We start from the raw sequence: 1,445 nt of genomic DNA, 5'->3' as shown, positions 1-1,445 counted from the left end.
CCGGGACGCGCCGGTTCATGAGCACGAACGGCACCTTCCGGGAGGTAAGCTCCCGCAACAGGCCGCTGTCCAGGTGCGCGTCGCCGATGATCAGCCCGTCCACGCGTCGGGCCAGCATGGAGTCCGTCTTGCGGCGCTGTTCCTCGGGCTCATCTCGCGAGTTCATAACAAACGTGGAATAGCCGAGCTCCGCCGCGGCTTCGTCGATGCCCTCGTACATAATCGCCAGAACGAGGTCCGAAAGCCGGGGAACTATCACGCCCATGAGATGCGTGCGACGCGTCCGCAAGCCGGCGGCCTGCGGGTCGGGGGAGTAGCCGCGCTTCCGCGCGAGCTCGCGCACGCGTTCGGCGGTAGCTACAGAGGCTGCCCCGCGCGCCACTTCGGAGCCCGAGTGCAGGATCCTGGATACGGTCGAGGGGTGGATTCCGAGCTCGCTCGCGAGATCCTTCAGCGTGACGGTGCGGCCATCGGCCGTGCTCTCTTCCATTCAGTCCCCTGCCTCAGCTCAAAAGGTCGTCATCACCAAGAGTGCCTGATAATGCCCGGATCTCTGGTCCAGGCACTCTTGACGTGTCCCACCTCACATTCTATAGTCAATCAAACGGCGTACCCAATCGATTGGGTAGACGGAATCCCGGGAGCCGGCGGCGAAGTATTTACCCCCCTGAAACTTCCGGGAGCATCTGCAGGAAACATGGCAGGAATAACTTTTAACTAACAACCCAATCGATTGGGTAAGCATGCGGAAACAGTTACAGAACAAACGGAGTGGACATGACCGTCACAGATTTAGTTGGCCCCCACGTGGTCCTGCTGGCCACGGGAGGAACGATTTCTTCCCGTGCGTCCGAGGCCGGCGGAGCCGCGGTGGCGTCCGACACGGGGGAGCAGGTGTTTGCCAGCATGGGCGTGCCAGCGGCCCATCCGGTCCGCGTGTTCGACGTTTTCCGGAAGGGCTCGTACCTGCTGACAGTCGGGGACATGATCGCCATCTGCGACGCGATCCGGGAAGCATTGGCCGATCCGCAGGTTATGGGCGTCGTCCGCACCCACGGGACGGACACGATGGAGGAAACGGCCTATCTCGTTGACCTCACCCACGATGATCCCCGCCCGGTCGTATTCACCGGAGCGCAGCAGGCTGCCGACGCCGACTCTCCGGACGGTCCTGGCAATCTCTCCCGCGCGATCGCCGTCGCCGGTTCTCCGCGGGCGCGCGGAATCGGTGTGCTGCTGGCGTTTGCCGGGAGCATCTTCCCTGCGGCCGGAGTGCGCAAGCGCCACACAACCAGCCTCGATGCCTTCGCCAACCCGGACTTCGGAACCGTCGGATCGGTGTCCGACTCCGGCGAGGTCGAGATCCAGCCGGTACGACCAGGCCTTCCCCCGTTGCCCCTGCCGGGCGCGGACGCCGGTTCGCCGCGCGTGGACCTCATTGCTGC

General features: G+C 64.3%; 2 protein-coding genes. One reads left to right on the top strand and one right to left on the bottom strand.

Annotation, left to right across the window (positions count from 1 at the left end; translation table 11 throughout):
• Window positions 1-490, bottom strand: a 490-nt coding sequence (locus LQV45_RS32110) for a LacI family DNA-binding transcriptional regulator (protein WP_230011566.1), incomplete at its 3' end; no start/stop codon positions are given.
• 287 nt (window positions 491-777) lie between these two features.
• On the opposite strand from LQV45_RS32110, the gene LQV45_RS32105 reads away from it, so the two are divergent.
• Window positions 778-1,445 (top strand): asparaginase domain-containing protein (locus LQV45_RS32105; protein ID WP_230011564.1); only part of this gene is annotated, 668 nt, incomplete at its 3' end.

This window comes from Microbacterium sp. Bi128 (assembly GCF_918698205.1).
This window is presented reverse-complemented; position numbering and strand designations above follow the sequence as displayed.